The 16,395-nt window shown below is 64.3% G+C and carries 19 protein-coding genes; 10 read left to right on the top strand and 9 right to left on the bottom strand.

Annotation, left to right across the window (positions count from 1 at the left end; translation table 11 throughout):
• Positions 1 to 4 precede the first annotated feature (4 nt).
• The 6 genes from PSELUDRAFT_RS11445 (at position 5) to PSELUDRAFT_RS11470 (ending at position 4,127) form a co-directional block, all read left to right on the top strand.
• On the top strand, positions 5 to 1,129 hold the full coding sequence (locus PSELUDRAFT_RS11445; RefSeq protein ID WP_088966964.1) for a glycerate kinase: 1,125 nt from the start codon (positions 5 to 7) through the stop codon (positions 1,127 to 1,129).
• A complete protein-coding gene (locus tag PSELUDRAFT_RS11450) occupies positions 1,123 to 1,659 on the top strand; it encodes a macro domain-containing protein (protein WP_088966965.1) in 537 nt (178 codons plus the stop codon). Before PSELUDRAFT_RS11445 ends, PSELUDRAFT_RS11450 begins: the two co-directional genes overlap by 7 nt.
• A gap of 261 nt (positions 1,660 to 1,920) precedes the next feature.
• A complete protein-coding gene (gene cysK, locus PSELUDRAFT_RS11455; protein WP_088966966.1) occupies positions 1,921 to 2,853 on the top strand; it encodes a cysteine synthase A in 933 nt (310 codons plus the stop codon).
• A 31-nt stretch (positions 2,854 to 2,884) separates the two neighbouring features.
• Positions 2,885 to 3,322, top strand: coding sequence for a hypothetical protein (locus PSELUDRAFT_RS11460; protein ID WP_162291254.1), 438 nt, complete (start codon positions 2,885 to 2,887; stop codon positions 3,320 to 3,322).
• Positions 3,319 to 3,732 (top strand): YchJ family protein, encoded by a 414-nt coding sequence (locus PSELUDRAFT_RS11465; RefSeq protein WP_088966968.1) that lies wholly within the window; start codon positions 3,319 to 3,321, stop codon positions 3,730 to 3,732. The genes PSELUDRAFT_RS11460 and PSELUDRAFT_RS11465 overlap by 4 nt, the downstream gene beginning before the upstream one ends.
• A gap of 86 nt (positions 3,733 to 3,818) precedes the next feature.
• Positions 3,819 to 4,127: a hypothetical protein gene (locus tag PSELUDRAFT_RS11470; protein WP_088966969.1), complete on the top strand. Its 309-nt coding sequence runs from the start codon at positions 3,819 to 3,821 to the stop codon at positions 4,125 to 4,127.
• A 58-nt stretch (positions 4,128 to 4,185) separates the two neighbouring features.
• On the opposite strand, the gene PSELUDRAFT_RS11475 is transcribed toward PSELUDRAFT_RS11470, so the two are convergent.
• From PSELUDRAFT_RS11475 to dcd, 3 genes are all read right to left on the bottom strand, one after another.
• Positions 4,186 to 4,632 carry a MarR family winged helix-turn-helix transcriptional regulator gene (locus PSELUDRAFT_RS11475; RefSeq protein ID WP_088966970.1) on the bottom strand — a complete coding sequence of 149 codons (447 nt, stop codon included), beginning with the start codon at positions 4,630 to 4,632 and terminating at the stop codon, positions 4,186 to 4,188.
• The gene (locus PSELUDRAFT_RS11480) at positions 4,629 to 5,105 is read right to left on the bottom strand and encodes a glutathione peroxidase (protein WP_088966971.1); all 477 of its coding nucleotides are present in this window, start codon (positions 5,103 to 5,105) and stop codon (positions 4,629 to 4,631) included. The genes PSELUDRAFT_RS11475 and PSELUDRAFT_RS11480 overlap by 4 nt, the downstream gene beginning before the upstream one ends.
• A gap of 257 nt (positions 5,106 to 5,362) precedes the next feature.
• Positions 5,363 to 5,932: a dCTP deaminase gene (gene dcd, locus PSELUDRAFT_RS11485; protein ID WP_088966972.1), complete on the bottom strand. Its 570-nt coding sequence runs from the start codon at positions 5,930 to 5,932 to the stop codon at positions 5,363 to 5,365.
• 159 nt (positions 5,933 to 6,091) lie between these two features.
• Here dcd and bfr point away from each other — a divergent pair, with 159 nt between their 5' ends.
• A complete protein-coding gene (gene bfr, locus PSELUDRAFT_RS11490) occupies positions 6,092 to 6,574 on the top strand; it encodes a bacterioferritin (protein ID WP_088966973.1) in 483 nt (160 codons plus the stop codon).
• Positions 6,575 to 6,648: 74 nt separating this feature from the next.
• On the opposite strand, the gene mscL is transcribed toward bfr, so the two are convergent.
• The 5 genes from mscL to PSELUDRAFT_RS11515 all read right to left on the bottom strand — a co-directional run bounded on the left by mscL (position 6,649) and on the right by PSELUDRAFT_RS11515 (position 11,087).
• Entirely contained in the window at positions 6,649 to 7,110 is a 462-nt protein-coding gene (mscL, locus tag PSELUDRAFT_RS11495; RefSeq protein ID WP_088966974.1) for a large conductance mechanosensitive channel protein MscL, read from the bottom strand.
• A 189-nt stretch (positions 7,111 to 7,299) separates the two neighbouring features.
• Positions 7,300 to 8,967, bottom strand: coding sequence for an L-lactate permease (locus PSELUDRAFT_RS11500; protein ID WP_088966975.1), 1,668 nt, complete (start codon positions 8,965 to 8,967; stop codon positions 7,300 to 7,302).
• A 246-nt stretch (positions 8,968 to 9,213) separates the two neighbouring features.
• Positions 9,214 to 9,948, bottom strand: coding sequence for a UDP-2,3-diacylglucosamine diphosphatase (locus PSELUDRAFT_RS11505; protein WP_088966976.1), 735 nt, complete (start codon positions 9,946 to 9,948; stop codon positions 9,214 to 9,216).
• Between the two features lie 57 nt (positions 9,949 to 10,005).
• Positions 10,006 to 10,503: a peptidylprolyl isomerase gene (locus tag PSELUDRAFT_RS11510; protein ID WP_088966977.1), complete on the bottom strand. Its 498-nt coding sequence runs from the start codon at positions 10,501 to 10,503 to the stop codon at positions 10,006 to 10,008.
• Between the two features lie 20 nt (positions 10,504 to 10,523).
• Positions 10,524 to 11,087, bottom strand: coding sequence for a peptidylprolyl isomerase (locus PSELUDRAFT_RS11515; RefSeq protein ID WP_088966978.1), 564 nt, complete (start codon positions 11,085 to 11,087; stop codon positions 10,524 to 10,526).
• Between the two features lie 186 nt (positions 11,088 to 11,273).
• Between PSELUDRAFT_RS11515 and PSELUDRAFT_RS11520 the strand changes: the two genes are divergently transcribed.
• Together PSELUDRAFT_RS11520 and PSELUDRAFT_RS11525 are read left to right on the top strand one after the other, a co-directional pair.
• Positions 11,274 to 11,996, top strand: coding sequence for an LPP20 family lipoprotein (locus PSELUDRAFT_RS11520; RefSeq protein ID WP_088966979.1), 723 nt, complete (start codon positions 11,274 to 11,276; stop codon positions 11,994 to 11,996).
• A 6-nt stretch (positions 11,997 to 12,002) separates the two neighbouring features.
• Positions 12,003 to 13,307, top strand: a complete 1,305-nt coding sequence (locus PSELUDRAFT_RS11525) for a flagella assembly protein FlgT middle domain-containing protein (RefSeq protein ID WP_162291255.1) — start codon at positions 12,003 to 12,005, stop codon at positions 13,305 to 13,307.
• 61 nt (positions 13,308 to 13,368) lie between these two features.
• Here PSELUDRAFT_RS11525 and pbpG read toward each other — a convergent pair whose 3' ends face one another.
• Positions 13,369 to 14,223 (bottom strand): D-alanyl-D-alanine endopeptidase, encoded by an 855-nt coding sequence (pbpG, locus tag PSELUDRAFT_RS11530; RefSeq protein WP_088966981.1) that lies wholly within the window; start codon positions 14,221 to 14,223, stop codon positions 13,369 to 13,371.
• Positions 14,224 to 14,368: 145 nt separating this feature from the next.
• Between pbpG and uvrB the strand changes: the two genes are divergently transcribed.
• Positions 14,369 to 16,384 (top strand): excinuclease ABC subunit UvrB, encoded by a 2,016-nt coding sequence (gene uvrB / locus PSELUDRAFT_RS11535; protein WP_088966982.1) that lies wholly within the window; start codon positions 14,369 to 14,371, stop codon positions 16,382 to 16,384.
• Positions 16,385 to 16,395: the final 11 nt, after the last annotated feature.

Genomic DNA, 16,395 nt, shown 5'->3' on the forward strand with positions numbered 1-16,395 from the left:
TGGCATGAGGTGTGTACTGGCACCGGATTCATTCAAGGGTAGCCTGGCGGCGCCGGAAGTGGCGGCGGCGGTGGCGCGTGGCCTGCGTCGCGCGCTGCCGGCTATCGAACTCGACCACTGCCCGATGGCCGATGGCGGTGAGGGCACGCTGCAGGCGCTGGCGATTGCCGGCTGCGGCCAACTGCGCGAAACCGCGGTGCACGATGCCGAGGGTGGCTTGCGCACGGTGCAGTGGCTGCAGGGCGACGCGCTGGCGGTGCTGGAAGTGGCGCAGGTAGTGGGGCTGCCGGACGTGGGCGACAGCCGGCTGGCCGAGCGCCACAGCGGCGGCGTGGGCGAACTGCTGGGCCGGATGCTGGATGCCGGCTGCCAGCGCATTGCGGTGGCGCTGGGCGGCTCCAGCACCAATGATGGCGGCGCCGGCCTGCTGGCGGCGCTGGGCGGGCGCTGGCTGGCGGAAGATGGCAGCCTGCTGCCGCCTTTGCCGGCAAGTTGGCCGCAAGCAGTCTACTTTGATGAGAGCGGGCTGGACCCGCGGCTGGCCACGCTGCAACTGGAAGTGTGGTCGGACGTGAGTAATCCGCTGTGCGGCACCCTTGGCGCCAGCGCGGTATTCGGGCCGCAGAAGGGGCTATTGCCGCAGGACCTGTCGCACTTCGACGCCGCCTTGCAGCGCCTGGCGGCGGCGCTATTGCGGCAACGGCCCGGCCTGGCGCCGGACACGCCCGGTGGCGGCGCCGCTGGTGGCATGGGCTTCGCGCTGCAGTGGCTGGGCGCGCGGCAGGTTTCCGGCGCCGAAGCGGTGGCTGCGGCCAACGGTCTGGCCGCGCGCATCGGCGCCGCCGACTGGGTGATTACCGGCGAAGGCCGCAGCGACAGCCAGACCCTGCACGGCAAGGCGCCGGCGCTGGTGGCGCAGCTGGCGCGCGAGCAGGGCGTGCCGGTGAGCCTGCTGTCCGGCGCGGTGGAGGATGATGCACGGCTGAGCGCCGCTTTCGACGGCTGCTTTTCACTGTGCCCGCGGCCGGCCACGCTGGCCGAAGCCATGCAGCAGGCGGCGCCATGGCTGGAGCAGGCCGCGGAACAGATGTTGCGTTTGAGGTTGGCCGCAAGGAGGCAGGCATGCTGACACGTAAACATGGCGTCACCATCGAGCTGTGGCGCGGCGATATTACCCGGCTGGAGGTGGATGCCATCGTCAATGCGGCCAACAATGGCTTGCGCGGCGGCGGTGGCGTGGATGGTGCCATTCATCGCGCCGCCGGGCCGGAGCTGCTGCAGGCCTGCATGCAGATCGGCCACTGCCCCACCGGCGACGTGCGCGTCACCCCCGGCTTCCGCCTGCCGTGCCGCTACGTATTCCATACCGTGGGGCCGGTCTGGCACGGTGGCGACGATGGCGAGGACGCGCTGCTGGCCAACTGCTACCGCAGCTGCCTGGACATGGCGGCGGAGAAAGCGGTGACCAGCCTGGCCTTTTCCGCCATCAGCTGCGGCGTGTACGGCTACCCGGCGCTGTCGGCGATGAATATCGCCTGGCAGCAGATTACCGACTGGCTCGAGGAGGAGGTGCCACACCGCTTGCAGCGCATCGTGCTGGTGGCCTACGACGACGCGGTATGGCAGGCCGGCTGCCGGGTAATGCCGGGCATCAGCTGATGAGCACCTCGAGAAACTCCCGCTTTCGTTGCGATACTGCGTTGCTCACGAAAAATGCCTTCTTGCATATCAAGCATATGCTGTGTCGATAGTTTCATCCGCGTCTTGTCTCGCCTGGGAATCAGGAGTTTTTCGAGGTGCCCTGATGATGGCGGGCTGGAAAAAACATAGCAGAAATTGGTATTAGCTAAGCGCGGGCGCGCTGTTTAGAATTGCCGGGCATAACGGATTGGCCGTTAACTGTTCTGGAGTAACAAGCCCATGCGCATCGCCGCAACCGTAACCGATCTGATCGGCAACACCCCGCTGGTTCGTCTCAACCGTGTCACCGCCGGCGTTGGCGCCACCGTGGTGGCCAAGCTGGAGTTCTACAACCCGGGGCACAGCGTCAAGGACCGTATCGCGGTAGCGATGATCGATGCCGCCGAAGCTGCCGGCAAGATCGGCCCGGATACCGTGATCGTGGAGCCGACCTCCGGCAACACCGGCATCGGCCTGGCCATGGTGTGCGCGGCGCGCGGTTACAAGCTGGTGATCACCATGCCGGAAACCATGAGCCGCGAGCGCCGCCAGCTGCTGCGTGCCTACGGCGCCGAGCTGGTGCTGACGCCGGGCCCGGACGGCATGGGCGGCGCCATCGCCAAGGCGCGCGAGATCGTGGAAGCTAATCCGGACACCCACTTCATGCCGCAGCAGTTCGAAAACCCGGCCAACCCGGCGATCCACCGCAACACCACCGCGGAAGAAGTGTGGAACGATACCGACGGCCAGGTGGACATCTTCGTGGCCGGCGTGGGTACCGGCGGCACCATCACCGGCGTGGGCGAAGTGCTGAAGGCGCGCAAACCGGGTGTGCAGATCGTGGCGGTGGAGCCGGATGCTTCGCCGGTACTGTCCGGCGGTCCGAAAGGCCCGCACCCCATCCAGGGTATCGGCGCCGGCTTCGTACCGGCCATCCTCAACACCGGGGTGTACGACGAAGTCATCCGCGTGAAGAACGACGACGCTTTCGAGACTGCCCGCGCCATGGCGTCGCAGGAAGGCATCCTCACCGGCATCTCTTCCGGTGCCGCCGTGTGGGCCGCGCTGCAGCTGGCCAAGCGCCCGGAAAATGCCGGCAAGCTGATCGTGGTGGTGATTCCGTCCTTCGGTGAGCGCTACCTGTCCACGCCGCTGTTCGAGCATCTGGCCTGACAAAACCCGGAATCAAGCTAAAATGACGGTCATGAACAAGCTATTCATGACCGTTTTTTTACTTGGTGCGCTGAGCGGCTGCGCCGAGATGCCGCAGTGGTTCCCGAATTCCCATAACCAGCAGCCGCGCAGCAGCAATGCGGCGGACACGCTGCTGGCCGAGGCAGACCGCCTGGCCGACAGGGTGGGCAAAGGCGAGCTGACCCGTGTACAGGCAGCAGAGAAGCTGGGCGAGACACGTATCAGGCTGGTTGGCCGCAACTTTATGGATGACGATGTCTACCGGCTGTACTACCAGATTGCCCAGTTGCGCGATGCCGGCAAGATAGACGGCGATGCTGCGCGCAAGCAGATGGAAGACCGCCTGCGCTACTGGCAGCGCCGCTGGCCGGGGCTGCAGAACAAGCCGGCCAACCCCGCCTTCACCCAGTTCATGTTCAAGGTTTACAACCTGCCGCCACTTAAATGAGCAAATCCCGTCAGTCCACCCAGGCCGCAGGCTGCCCCTGCGGCCAAGCTTTTTCCTATGAACACTGCTGTGGCCGTTACCACCAGGGGGAATTGCCGCAGACTGCCGAGCAGCTGATGCGCTCGCGCTACAGTGCCTATGTGCTGCGCAACGAACCCTATTTGCTGGCCACCTGGGCCAGCGCCACCCGCCCGCCGGCGCTGGAGCTGTCCGCCGATGACGGCGTGAAGTGGCTGGGCCTGACCGTGCTGGGCCACGAGGCCGGGCAGGCCGGCGACGACAACGGCACCGTGCGCTTTGTCGCCCGCTACAAAGTGGGTGGCCGCGCGTTCCGGTTGCAGGAGAACAGCCGCTTCGTACGCGAGGATGGTGCCTGGCGCTACCTGGACGGCGAGGTGAGCGAGAGCTGATTGCCGCCGGTCAAGCCGGGGCGAATTGCGCCTTGGCTTCCTGGGGTGATGTGCCATGCTGGTATCTCCCCCCAGGAGGTATGGTCATGACCGATGTTCTCTACGAGTTTGTAAAGCAGTTGGAAGCCCACCGTGCCGATGGCAAGGAACTGGCGCCGCTGCTGCATGCCCCCGCCGTGCGTCACCTGTCCGTGCCGCTGTGCCACGAGTGCTGCGGCGAACTGCGGGCGATGGCGGAAGTGTTCCAGTGCGATGAGGCCCTGTTGGCTGGCGCGATACTGCGCGGCGCCCTGCGCCATATGCAGGCGCATCTGGATGACGATCTGGACCAGTTGGCCATCATGGCCAACAAGTTGCTGGATAGCCCGTGCGAACGGGCCAGCGAGAAAATCTGACTACTGACGGATAGCCGGATAGCTGACGATGGCGCCCCGTATGGGCGCCATTTGCATTTCAGCTGCCGGGAGGGCGTTGCAGCCGGCGGGTCAGCAGCTGCAGGGTGTCCCGCAACTGGGCGCGCTGGTCGCCGTCGTCACTGCCGCCATGGCGGCAGAGCAGGGTGGCCGGGATGCTTGCGGCCAACTCTTCCAGTGCTGCGCCGGCGGCGGTGAGGTGCAGCAGCACACTGCGTTCGTCCTCGCTACTGCGGCGGCGCTGCAGCAGGCCGGCGGCTTCCAGCCGTTTCAGCAGCGGGGTGAGGGTGCCGGAATCCAGTTGCAGGCGCTCTCCCATGGCCTTGACGCTGATGCCGTCGCACTCCCACAGCACCAGCATTGCCAGGTACTGCGGGTAGGTCAGCCCCAGTGGCGCCAGCAGCGGCTGGTAGGCCTGGGTCATGGCGCGGCTGGCGGCATACAGTGCAAAGCACAGTTGGGCATCCAGCCGCAGCTGCGGTTTCATAGCAGGGCCTTGATGTGCTCGGCCATGGCCGCAGGCTTGGTCAGCGAGCCGTAGCGCGCCACCACGCGGCCCTGGCGATCCACCAGGAACTTGGTGAAATTCCACTTGATGCGGCGGCTGCCCAGTACGCCGGCCTTCTGGTGTTTGAGGAACTGCCACAGCGGGTCGGCATTCGCACCGTTGACATCGATCTTGTCACTCATCAGAAAGCTCACGCCGTAATTCTTCTGGCAGAAGGCGCCGATCTCGCTGGCGCTGCCCGGCTCCTGCTGGCCGAACTGGTTGCAGGGAAAGCCGATCACCACCAGGCCGTCGGCGGCAAAATCGCGGTGCAGCTGCTCCAGCCCGGCGTACTGCGGCGTGAAGCCGCAGGCGCTGGCGGTATTCACCAGCAGCAGCACCTGGCCCTGGTAGCTGGCCAGCGGGACATCGCGGCCATCCAGGCCGTGAACGCGGTATTGGTAGATGTTCATGGGTGTTGATTGCGTTGTGGCGGGCAGGGGGAAAATTGCACGCAATTGAATTGTGTTCTTGCCGATTCGGCAAAAAAAGAGCGATGCGGCAAGGGGGAACCACAACGCTCAGGAAGAAACGGCTTGCTGTGCCCAAACCGGCCAATACTGGCCGACTCTGAATTTCATCCTAGAACAGGCTACCCAAATTGCGAGTACGAAATCGTAAGTAATAAAAAACGCGGCCATCGGGCCGCGTGGCTGTTGAAAGCGTGCGCTTACGGGCGTGGCAGGGTAACGCCAACCTGACCCATGTACTTGCCGGCGCGGTCCTTGTAGGACACGTCGCAGACTTCGTCCGATTCGAAGAACAGCACCTGTGCCACGCCTTCGTTGGCGTAGATCTTGGCCGGCAGCGGGGTGGTGTTGGAGAACTCCAGCGTCACGTAGCCTTCCCATTCCGGCTCGAACGGGGTGACGTTGACGATGATGCCGCAGCGCGCGTAGGTGGATTTGCCCAGGCACACGGTAAGCACCGAGCGCGGAATGCGGAAGTATTCCACGGTGCGTGCCAGCGCGAAGCTGTTGGGCGGAATGATGCAGTAGCCCTTGCCGGAGACTTCCACGAAGGAATCCGGATCGAAATTCTTGGGGTCGACGATGGTGCTGTTGATGTTGGTGAACACCTTGAATTCATCGGCACAGCGGATATCGTAACCGTAGCTGGAAGTGCCGAAGGAAATCACTTTCTGGCCTTCGACATTCTTGACCTGATCGTAGACGAACGGCTCGATCATCTTGTGCTCTTCCGCCATGCGGCGAATCCATTTGTCCGATTTGATTGTCATCGTCTGCTCTTAAAGAATGCCTTGATCGCCCGATTGTACTGGCTGTGCCGGGGGCACGCCACCGCGGGGCCCGCTGCCTGGCCGTAAACGGCGGGCAAGCTGCTGCGCTTGTTCTAGAATCCGGAAGTGATGCCACTGCGCTGCAACCCGGGAGGATATATGCAAGGCGATCCAAAGATCCTTGATCTGCTCAACGATTTACTGGCCGAGGAGCTGTCGGCGGCGGATCAGTATTTCATTCATGCCGAGATGTACCGCGACTGGGGTTTGCAGCGGCTGTTCGCGCGCATCGACCACGAGCGGCAGGACGAGCTGGAACACGCCCGGCGGCTGATCGCCCGCATCCTGTTCCTGGGCGGCAAGCCCAATGTGGCGCGCCGGGTGCCGATCGCCGTGGGTGAAGACGTGCCGGCCATGCTGCGCAACGATCTGGACGTGGAATATCGCGTGGCCAAACAGCTGAAAAGCGTGATTGCCGCCTGCGAGAAGGCGCACGACTACGTGACGCGCGACGGGCTGATGGTGCTGCTGGAGGAAACCGAAAACGACCACGCGCACTGGCTGGAGCAGCAGCTGCATCTGATCGAGCTGACCGGTCTTGCCAACTACCAGCAGTCACAGCTGGGCGAGGGTGCCAGCTGAGCCGGGGGGCAATGTGCAGCCACCAACAAACAAGGCCGCCCGTGGGCGGCCTTGTGCATGCAGCGGCGGGCAGCTCAGTCCAGCTGCGAGGTGCAGCACGGGCAGCGGCTGGCCTGCAGCGGAATGCTGGACAGGCAGTAGCGGCATTCCTTGGTGGTGACCGCGGCTGGAGCTTCTTCCTTCTCTTCGCGCTTCAGGCGGTTGATCACCTTCACCAGCATGAAGATGGCGAAGGCCACGATGATGAAGCTCACCAGCGCGTTGATGAACAGGCCGATGTTCAGCGTCACCGCGCCGGCGGCCTTGGCGGCCGCCACCGAGGCGTACGGCCCGGCGGTCTTGGTGCCTTCCTTCAGCACGAAGAACAGGTTGGCGAAATCGACATTGCCGATCAGCAGGCCGATCGGCGGCATGATCACGTCGTCCACCAGCGACTTGACGATGGCGCCGAAGGCGCCACCGATCACCACACCGACGGCCAGGTCGATGACGTTGCCGCGCATGGCGAACTCACGGAATTCCTTGATGATGGACATGGTATAGCCCCCCTTGTTATGGATTGTGGATGAATAATGTCGCTAGTATCGGCAAATTTGCCGCAGATTTGAAGCTGTTCGAACGACGGGCCGCCACCTTGGCTGCAACCGGCGCATGCGGCCAACCCTGGCCGCGGACGCAAAAACGCCCCGGTGCATGCCGGGGCGTCGAAGCGGAAAGCGGGTAGCTTACGGGTGGATTACCAGCGCGGTGAACGGCGGCAGATAGGCCATGGCGGTTACCACCAGGCCCACCAGGCAGGCCAGCGCCAGCGAGTGCAGGAACACAAAGCGCAGGATCACGCCTTCCTTGCCGTAGTACTGGGTGGCGGTGGACGCCACCACGATGGACTGCGCATCGATCATCTTGCCCATCACGCCGCCGGCGGAGTTGGCCGCGGTCATCAGCACCGGCGACAGGCCCAGCTGCTGCGCCGAGGCTTTCTGCAGGCCGCCGAACAGCACGTTGGCCGCAGTGTCGGAGCCGGTGAGCGCCACGCCCAGCCAGCCCAGCAGGGTGCCGAAGAACGGGTACAGCGCGCCGGTGTGCGAGAACGCAAGGCCCAGGGTGATGTCCACGCCGGAGAAGCGGGTAACGTAACCCAGTGCCAGCATGGCCACGATGGTGATCAGCGAGTAGCGCAGCGACCAGAAGGTTTCCTTGTACACCTTCAGCATCTGCAGCGGACGGTAGCCCATGATCAGCGCCGAGATCAGCGCGGCCAGCAGGATGCCGGTGCCGGTGGCGGACAGCAGGTTCAGCTTGTACAGCGCGGCTTCCAGGTGCGGGGCGGTCACTACCGGCGGCATTTTGTAGATCAGGTTATGCAGGCCGGGCCACTTGATTTCCGGTGCGAAGATGCCGTCCAGCACTTTCTTCACCGACGGCGAACCGAAGGCGAATACCGATACCGACAGGATCAGCCACGGCAGCCAGGCGCGGATCACCTCGCCGGTGCTGTAGCCGTGGTGCTTGTCGGCCACGATGGCCTTGGCGCCGTTGGCCGCTTCACCACCCATGGTGCCGGCGGTGGAGGTGTAGATCTCCTTGGGGTGCCACACTTTCAGGAAGGCCACCAGCGCGGCAATGGAGCATACCGAGGCGATCACGGCCACCAGCTCCGGCCCCATGGTGTTGGACACGATCAGCTGCGGAATGGCGAACGAGAGACCTGCCACCAGTACCGCCGGCCAGATGCGCATGGTGTTGCGCCAGCCGCAGAAGGCGATCAGCAGCCAGAACGGCACCAGGATGGCGAACAGCGTCATCTGGCGGCCCACCATGGACGACACCTGCAGCACATCCAGGCCGGTTACCTTGGCCAGGGTGGTGATCGGGGTGCCCAGCGCGCCGTAGGCTACCGGGGCGGTATTGGCGATCAGCGACAGGCCGGAGGCGGCCAGCGGCGAGAAGCCCAGGCCGATCAGCATGGCGCCGGTTACCGCTACCGGGGTGCCGAAGCCGCCGGCACCTTCAAAGAAGGCGCCGAAGCAGAAGGCGATCAGCAGCAGCTGCAGGCGACGGTCGGTGGTGATGCCGGAAATCGATTCGCGCAGGATGGCGAACTGGCCTTTGCGCTCGGTGAGCTGGTACAGAAAGATGACGTTGAGGATGATCCAGCCGATGGGCATCAGGCCGTTGGCCGCACCCAGCAGCGTGGCGCTGGCCGCCATGCTGACCGGCATGCCGAAGATGCCCACCGCCACCAGCAGCGAGGTGGCCAGGCCGAGCAGCGCGGCCTTGTGTGCCTTGACGTGGAAAATACCCAGCGCGCCCAGCAGCACGATGACGGGAATGCCTGCCGCCAGCGTGGACAGCCACGGGTTGCCCAACGGGTCATAAACGTGTGACCACATGCGTTTCTCTCCTTGTTGTGTCGGATGCCGCGGCTGCTTGTCCTTGCTGGCAAGCGGGTTTTACCGCGCATGGGGCGGACTGTAGCGACAGAACAAGGCACTGTCTGTTGGGGCTGCCCCTTGCGGGAAAACCCTTGCCTGCGGGGTGCATGCGGCCAACGTTGGCCGCATGGCCGGCAAAGTGCGGGGCGGGAAAAGCACAAGGCCCGGCATGGCCGGGCCTTGTTGCGCTGGTGTCGCGATAGCCTAGTGGTGATGCAGCGTCAGCGGGTGGGCGCTGAGGCCCACGCTGTCCAGCCGCAGGTAGCCGCCGTGGCCGCCGTGCCAGTCGGCGATGACCCAGCGTTCGCGCACCTCGCCGTTCACCAGGTGTTCGTGGCGCGCCGGGCGGTGGGTGTGGCCGTGGATCAGCGTGGCGCCGGGGTAGGCGGCCAGCAGTGTCTCGATGGCGGCCGGGGTGACGTCGCTGATCTCGGTCATGCCCTGGGTCTGCTTCTTGTGCTCGCTCATGCCGCGCACCTGGCGGGCAATGATGTGGCGTTCGGCCAGCGGCTTCTGCAGGAAGGCCTGCTGCCAGGCCGGCTGGCGCACCATGGCGCGGAATTGCTGGTAGGCGGCATCGTCGGCGCATTCGCCATCGCCATGCACCAGCAGGTAGCTGCGGCCGTGCACCTGCAGCAGGTGCGGCTCGTCCAGCAGCGTGGCGCCGCTGGCGGCGGCAAAGCCCGGTCCCAGCAGGAAGTCGCGGTTGCCGCGCATCACGTACAGCGGCGTCACGGCGGCGAAGTCGCGCATCGCCGCCAGCATGGCTGCGCTGAACGGGGTGCTGTCGTCGTCGCCCACCCAGTATTCGAACAGATCGCCCAGGATGTAGAGCGCATCGATCCTGCCGCGCCAGTCGGCCAGGGTGCGGGTGAACAATTCGCCCAGCCAGCTGGCCTCGTCGTGCAGATGCAGGTCGGAAATGAAATGGATGGCCATGATCGCTTCGGATTCAAAAAGGGCCGCACAAGGCGGCCCGGGTTCGGCAGGCAGGGATCAGCCCTGGATGATCTCGGCCTTCTCGATCACCACCGCATCCAGCGGCACGTCCTGGTGGCCGCCGGCACGGCCGGTGGCCACGGTCTTGATGCGGTCAACCACGTCCTGGCCTTGTACTACCTGGCCGAATACGCAGTAGCCCCAGCCCTGCATGCTCTCGGTGCGGAAGTCCAGGAAGTCGTTGTCGGCAACGTTGATGAAGAACTGCGCGCTGGCGGAGTGCGGGTCCGGGGTGCGGGCCATGGCGATGGTGTAAGTCTTGTTGGACACACCGTTGTTGGCTTCGTTCTTGATGGTGTCGCGGGTGTCCTTCTGTTCCATGTCGGCGGTAAAGCCGCCGCCCTGGATCATGAAACCGTTGATGACGCGGTGGAAGATGGTGCCGTTGTAGTGGCCGTCCAGCACGTACTGCTCGAAGTTGGCCACGGTTTTCGGGGCCTTGTCGGCAAACATTTCCAGAACGATGTCACCGAAATTGGTCGTCAGCTTGATCATGGGGTAATCCTTGGTTTTGCTCAGGGTTTATAGGTGGCCTTGGTGATGATCACCGGCTCCAGCGGTACATCCGGCATGCCGGAGACAAAGCCGGTGCGTACCTTGGCGATGCGGTTCACCACATCCATGCCGGCGCTAACCTTGCCGAACACGGCGTAGCCCCAGCCTTCCGGTGTCTTGCTGCGGAAGTTGAGGAAGTCGTTGTTGGCCACGTTGATGTAGAACTGCGCGGTGGCCGAATTGGGGTTGAAGGTACGTGCCATGGCAATGGTGCCAATCACGTTCTTCAGGCCGTTGTCGGCCTCGTTGGCGATCGGCGCGCGGGTGGCTTTTTCCACCAGGCTGCTGTTCTGCGCGGTGAAGCCGCCGCCCTGGATCATGAAGCCGTCGATCACGCGATGGAACAGCGTTCCGTTATAGTGGCCGGCTTTCACGTAGGCAATGAAGTTCTCCACCGTCTTGGGAGCATGCGCCGGGTCCAGTTCGATGGTGATCGGGCCCTTGTTGGTGCTCAGTTCGACGCTCGGGGCGGCCAGTGCCGCCAGCGGCAGCATCAGCAGCAGGGAAGACAGCAGTTTTTTCATGCTCGCGTTCCGTGTGGGAAATGACGGCCGGCAGTGTAGCATGGCCGCCGTTTGCCGGCAGCGCGGCCTGTGCGGCGGCCGGGCCGGTCTTGAAGTGCCAGCTTGTAAATATCCTCAAGCTTTAAGCCGGATAGCCGATAAAGCTGACACGCTGTACAAGGATATGAATAGAAGCGGAGCAATACCATGAACCTTACCCGACTGATTCCCGGCCTGCTGGCCGTTGCGGCGCTGAGCGCCTGCGCTGCCACGTCAGACACCCCGGCCGGCCAGCAATGGATGGTTGTGGCTTCGGCGCCTGCGGCCAACCCGCCGGCCAGTGTGGACGAAACGCCGGTTGCCGCCGGCAGCAGCGAGCAGGCGGGTATTGCCCGCCAGCCGACCATGACCCAGAACGGCATCATGCTGGGCGGCGGCTATGCCGGCCCGCTGGCCGAGTCCGGCAGCCCCAAGCCGGAGCAATACAATGCGCTGCGCGTGCGCGTGGTGGGCCATGGCGCGCCACCGGTAGGCAAGGATCTGTCGCTGGTGCAGCGCCGCCTGCTGGCCATGCGTGCTGCCCAGCTGGACGCCTACCGTGCGATGGCGGAACAGGTGCAGGGCTTCAAACTGTCCGGCAATAGCGCGGTGGGCAACCTGGTGGCCACCAATGACAGCTTCCGCGTGTACGTGGATGCCTACCTGCGCGGGGTGCGCCTGCTGTCCACCGACTTCAAGCCGGACGGCAGCAGCGAGAGCATTGCCGAAGTGGTGCTGGACGAAGGCTTCTTCAAGGCTTACCGTACGGCTCTGGCGACCACCGGCAACGTAGCCACCGCCGCCCGCGTGCTGCCGGCCAACGATGGCAGCAAGCTCGGCTGTACCGAGAGCGGCTGCGTCTACGGTGGAGACTTCTACGTTTCGCACTGAGAAATGATGCAAACATCCAGTCTGTTACGCGCCGCCTTCGGGGCGGCGTTTGTTTTGCTGGCACTGCCTGCGATGGCGGAAATCTACCGTGCCGAGGGCATGGCTTCGCTGGAGGTTGGCCGCGTGGCCGCGCGCCAGGCAGCCATCGAGGACGCGCTGCGCCAGATCGCCATCACCCACCAGGGGGCGCTGCAGGGCAGCAGCGAGGTGAACAACGGCGCGGTAACGGCGGAAAGCCTGATGGTGGGCCCGGTAAGCCTGCCGGGCAAGACGCGGGTGATCAGCGAAACCCAGCGTGCCGGCATGCTGATCGTCACCGTGGAACACGATACCGACCCGCCGGGCAATACGGCGGCGCCGGCGCCGAACGAGGGCGGTGTGGCGGCGGCATCGTGCCAGCGCGCGGCGCTGCCGCCGGGGCGCTTCCTGGCGCGGCGCCTGCTGGCCAGCTACTTCCCGCTGCAGCAGCCGATGCAGGCCGGTGACCTGGGCAGCATGGCCAGCTGGTTCCCTGCCGAGCTGGTGCGCCGGCTGAACCAGCAGCGCGACGTGCAGGCGCTGGATGCCGGCAATATGTCGCTGTTCCCGGACGGCAAGGTTCAGGAGCCGATGCAGGCGGCCGATACCGTGCGCGACATCGGCAACCGTGAAGGCGTGCAGTTCGTGCTGGCCGGGCGCATTCTGGATACCAGCGTCACCCGCCGCGAGCCGCGGCCCATCCTGTTCGATCACACCAACGAGGCCGAGCAGGGCATGTACTACACCGGGCCGATGTCCGGCCTGCTGGGCTTCTCCATCAAGCAGGTACCGGTGGAGCGGCGGCTGGTAGTGGAATACTGGCTGTACGATGCGCTAAGCGGCGGCGTGCTGCTGCGCGAGCAGGTGACGCGCGAGGCGCGCGGCAATGTCGCTGTGGATTCCATGCACCTGTTCGATACCGGCACGCTGGCCAAATCGGACTACGGCCGGCTGCTGGACCAGACGCTGACGGCGATTGCCGGCAAGCTGCACGACACCATGCAGTGCCTGCCGTTCAGCAGCCGCGTGGTGCGGGTGGAAGGCGACCGCATCTACCTGTCGGCCGGCGCACTGGATGGCCTGGCGGTGCGCGATCGCCTGCTGCTGTACAAGCCGCGCCCCAACAGCGAGGTGAAGCGGCTGGATGGCAGTGTGCTGGGGGTGCCGGAGCAGGTAGTGGGCGATCTGGAAGTGGAGCAGGTGCAGCCACGGCTGGCCATGGCCCGGCTGCGCAGCAGCAGCCAGAAGGTGCAGGTGGGCGATTGGGTGCGTTTCCCCTTGCGCCCCAATTGACGCTCGTCAGCCAAACAAAATGGCCGCCCGAGGGCGGCCATTTGCATGCGGCCAACTATGCTTAGCCGGACAGCCAGGTATTGGGGTGCGCTTCCAGCCAGGTCTTGATCGACTTGGCGTCGTTCACGCGGGCGGCGGAGCCGTTGGCGTCCAGCAGTACCATGATCATGCGCTGGCTGCCCACCATGGTCTGCATTACCAGGCAGCGGCCGGCTTCTTCGATGTAGCCGGTCTTGGACAGGGCGATGTCCCATACGCCCTCGCGCACCAGCGGGTTGCTGTTCTTGTAGTGCAGCACGCGGTTGCCGCGCGGGTGGGCATCGTATTCCGCGGTGGTGGTGAACTGGCGGATCAGCGGGTAGTTGTAGGCCGCTTTCACCATGCGTACCAGGTCCATGGCGGTGGAAGTGTTGCGCACGTCCAGGCCGGTGGCGTCATGGAATTCGGTATTGTGCATGCCCAGAGACTTGGCCTTGCGGTTCATCTGGGCGATGAAGGCTGCCTTGCCACCCGGGTAGGTGCGAGCCAGCGAGGCGGCGGCACGGTTTTCCGACGACATCAGTGCCAGCAGCAGCATTTCATGGCGGCTCAGCGTGGAGCCGACGGCCAGGCGAGAAGTGGTACGCTTGATGCGGTCAACCTCGTCGTCGCTGATGGTGATGCTGTCATCCAGCGGCAGGTTGGCATCCAGCGTCACCATGGCGGTCATCAGCTTGGTGATGGAGGCAAACGGCTGTATCTGGTTGGCGTTTTTTTCGTAAACCAGTTGGCCGGATTCGGCGTCAACCACGGCTACCGAGTGCGAGCTCAGGCGAGGGCCGGAGGTCGTGGCCGCAAGGCTGACTTTTTGCGAGGCGTCAGCCACCAGCGGTGCGCCGGCCAGGCAAATCAGCATGGCCAAAGTTCTTAGCATCATGATAGGGCTCCAGATGCGTGCTTGTTTGTGATTCGATATTCCAATTTTAAATTGAAATAAAGCAGTTGTGCGGGAGAAATTGTTCCGCCGGCCATGACTGGCGCGGTTTTCAGCTACAATCCGCGTGACATACGAGTGAGAAACCATGGTAGTGACTTATCCCGGCAGCCCGTTCCGGCTGCACCAGCCTTTTCCGCCCGCCGGCGATCAGCCCACCGCCATCGCCGGTCTGGTCGAAGGCTTGTCCGATGGACTGAGCTACCAGACCTTGCTGGGCGTTACCGGTTCCGGCAAGACGTATACCATGGCCAATGTCATCGCGCAGACTGGTCGGCCGGCCATCATCATGGCGCACAACAAAACGTTGGCCGCACAGCTGTACAGCGAGATGCGCGAGTTCTTTCCCGAGAATGCCGTCGAGTATTTCGTCTCCTACTACGATTATTACCAGCCGGAAGCCTATGTGCCGAGCCGGGATCTTTTCATCGAAAAGGATTCCAGCATCAACGAGCACATCGAGCAGATGCGGCTGTCGGCCACCAAGAGCATTCTGGAGCGGCCCGACTGCGTGATCGTGGCCACCGTGTCCGCCATCTACGGTATCGGCGACCCGTCCGAATACCATCAGATGATCCTGCACCTGAAGGAAGGCGAGACCACGCCGCAGCGCGAGATCATCAGCCGGCTGACGGCGATGCAGTACGACCGCAACGACATGGACTTCGCCCGCGGCACCTTCCGCGTGCGCGGCGACGTGATCGACATCTTCCCGGCGGAAAGCAACGACACCGCGCTGCGCGTCAGCCTGTTCGACGACGAGGTGGAAACGCTCACCCTGTTCGACCCGCTCACCGGCGTCACCAAGCAGCGGGTGGGCCGCTTCACCGTGTACCCGGGCAGCCACTACGTGACGCCGCGCGACACCGTGCTGCGCGCCTGCGACAAGATCAAGGACGAGCTGCGCGAGCGCATCGAGTGGTACCACAAGGAAGGCAAGCTGGTGGAGGCGCAGCGCATTGAACAGCGCACCCGTTTCGACCTGGAAATGCTGTACGAGATGGGCTTCTGCAAGGGCATCGAGAACTACTCGCGGCACTTTTCCGGCCGCGCGCCGGGCGAGGCGCCGCCGACGCTGATCGACTACCTGCCCAAGAACGCGCTGATGTTCATCGACGAGAGCCACGTCACCGTGCCGCAGGTGGGCGCCATGTACAAGGGCGACGCGGCGCGCAAGCAGAACCTGGTGGATTACGGCTTCCGCCTGCCGTCGGCGGTGGACAACCGGCCACTGAAATTCCATGAATTCGAAAGACTGATGCCGCAGGCGGTGTTCGTGTCCGCCACGCCATCCGACTACGAGCACCAGCACGCTGGCCAGGTGGTGGAGCAGGTGGTGCGGCCAACCGGCCTGGTGGACCCGGTGATCGAGATCCGCCCGGTATCCACCCAGGTGGACGACCTGCTGTCCGAGATCCAGCTGCGCATCGGCCAGGGCGAGCGGATATTGGTGACCACGCTGACCAAGCGCATGGCGGAGCAGCTGGCCGACTACTACACCGAACACGGCGTGAAGGTGCGCTACCTGCACTCCGATATCGATACCGTGGAGCGGGTGGAAATCATCCGCGACCTGCGCCTGGGCATGTTCGACGTGCTGATCGGCATCAACCTGTTGCGCGAGGGCCTGGACATTCCGGAGGTGAGCCTGGTGGCGATCCTGGATGCCGACAAGGAAGGCTTCCTGCGCAGCGAGCGCAGCCTGATCCAGACCATAGGCCGCGCGGCGCGCAACCTCAATGGCAAGGCGCTGCTGTATGCCGACCGGGTGACCAACTCCATGCAGCGCGCCATCGACGAAACCGAGCGCCGTCGCGCCAAGCAGCTGGCGTTCAACGCCGAGCACGGCATCGTGCCGCAGGGCGTGAGCAAGAAGATCAAGGACATCATCGACGGCGTCTACCACGACAAGGCGCAGGAGCGGCAGAAGCTGACCGAAACCGCGCGCGTGGCGATGATGGACGAAAAGGCGCTGGCCAAGGAAATCAAGCGGCTGGAAAAAGCCATGCTGGAAGCAGCGCGCAACCTGGAGTTCGAGCAGGCCGCCAAACTGCGCGACGAGCTGAAGGTACTCAAGGAACAAGCCTGGCTGAGCGACCTGTAAGGCCGGCCAAG

The sequence above is a fragment of the Vogesella sp. LIG4 genome (assembly GCF_900090205.1).
Taxonomy (GTDB): domain Bacteria; phylum Pseudomonadota; class Gammaproteobacteria; order Burkholderiales; family Chromobacteriaceae; genus Vogesella.

Bases quoted from the DNA above. Each gene is read 5' to 3' on its own strand.
- mscL (WP_088966974.1), bottom strand. From the start codon at position 7,110: ATGTCCATCATCAAGGAATTCCGTGAGTTCGCCATGCGCGGCAACGTC.
- PSELUDRAFT_RS11525 (WP_162291255.1), top strand. From the start codon at position 12,003: ATGCAAACATCCAGTCTGTTACGCGCCGCCTTCGGGGCGGCGTTTGTT.
- pbpG (WP_088966981.1), bottom strand. From the start codon at position 14,223: ATGATGCTAAGAACTTTGGCCATGCTGATTTGCCTGGCCGGCGCACCG.
- bfr (WP_088966973.1), top strand. From the start codon at position 6,092: ATGCAAGGCGATCCAAAGATCCTTGATCTGCTCAACGATTTACTGGCC.
- PSELUDRAFT_RS11515 (WP_088966978.1), bottom strand. From the start codon at position 11,087: ATGAAAAAACTGCTGTCTTCCCTGCTGCTGATGCTGCCGCTGGCGGCA.
- uvrB (WP_088966982.1), top strand. From the start codon at position 14,369: ATGGTAGTGACTTATCCCGGCAGCCCGTTCCGGCTGCACCAGCCTTTT.
- PSELUDRAFT_RS11520 (WP_088966979.1), top strand. From the start codon at position 11,274: ATGAACCTTACCCGACTGATTCCCGGCCTGCTGGCCGTTGCGGCGCTG.
- PSELUDRAFT_RS11505 (WP_088966976.1), bottom strand. From the start codon at position 9,948: ATGGCCATCCATTTCATTTCCGACCTGCATCTGCACGACGAGGCCAGC.
- PSELUDRAFT_RS11480 (WP_088966971.1), bottom strand. From the start codon at position 5,105: ATGAACATCTACCAATACCGCGTTCACGGCCTGGATGGCCGCGATGTC.
- PSELUDRAFT_RS11465 (WP_088966968.1), top strand. From the start codon at position 3,319: ATGAGCAAATCCCGTCAGTCCACCCAGGCCGCAGGCTGCCCCTGCGGC.
- PSELUDRAFT_RS11445 (WP_088966964.1), top strand. From the start codon at position 5: ATGAGGTGTGTACTGGCACCGGATTCATTCAAGGGTAGCCTGGCGGCG.
- dcd (WP_088966972.1), bottom strand. From the start codon at position 5,932: ATGACAATCAAATCGGACAAATGGATTCGCCGCATGGCGGAAGAGCAC.
- PSELUDRAFT_RS11510 (WP_088966977.1), bottom strand. From the start codon at position 10,503: ATGATCAAGCTGACGACCAATTTCGGTGACATCGTTCTGGAAATGTTT.
- PSELUDRAFT_RS11460 (WP_162291254.1), top strand. From the start codon at position 2,885: ATGAACAAGCTATTCATGACCGTTTTTTTACTTGGTGCGCTGAGCGGC.
- cysK (WP_088966966.1), top strand. From the start codon at position 1,921: ATGCGCATCGCCGCAACCGTAACCGATCTGATCGGCAACACCCCGCTG.
- PSELUDRAFT_RS11450 (WP_088966965.1), top strand. From the start codon at position 1,123: ATGCTGACACGTAAACATGGCGTCACCATCGAGCTGTGGCGCGGCGAT.
- PSELUDRAFT_RS11500 (WP_088966975.1), bottom strand. From the start codon at position 8,967: ATGTGGTCACACGTTTATGACCCGTTGGGCAACCCGTGGCTGTCCACG.
- PSELUDRAFT_RS11475 (WP_088966970.1), bottom strand. From the start codon at position 4,632: ATGAAACCGCAGCTGCGGCTGGATGCCCAACTGTGCTTTGCACTGTAT.
- PSELUDRAFT_RS11470 (WP_088966969.1), top strand. From the start codon at position 3,819: ATGACCGATGTTCTCTACGAGTTTGTAAAGCAGTTGGAAGCCCACCGT.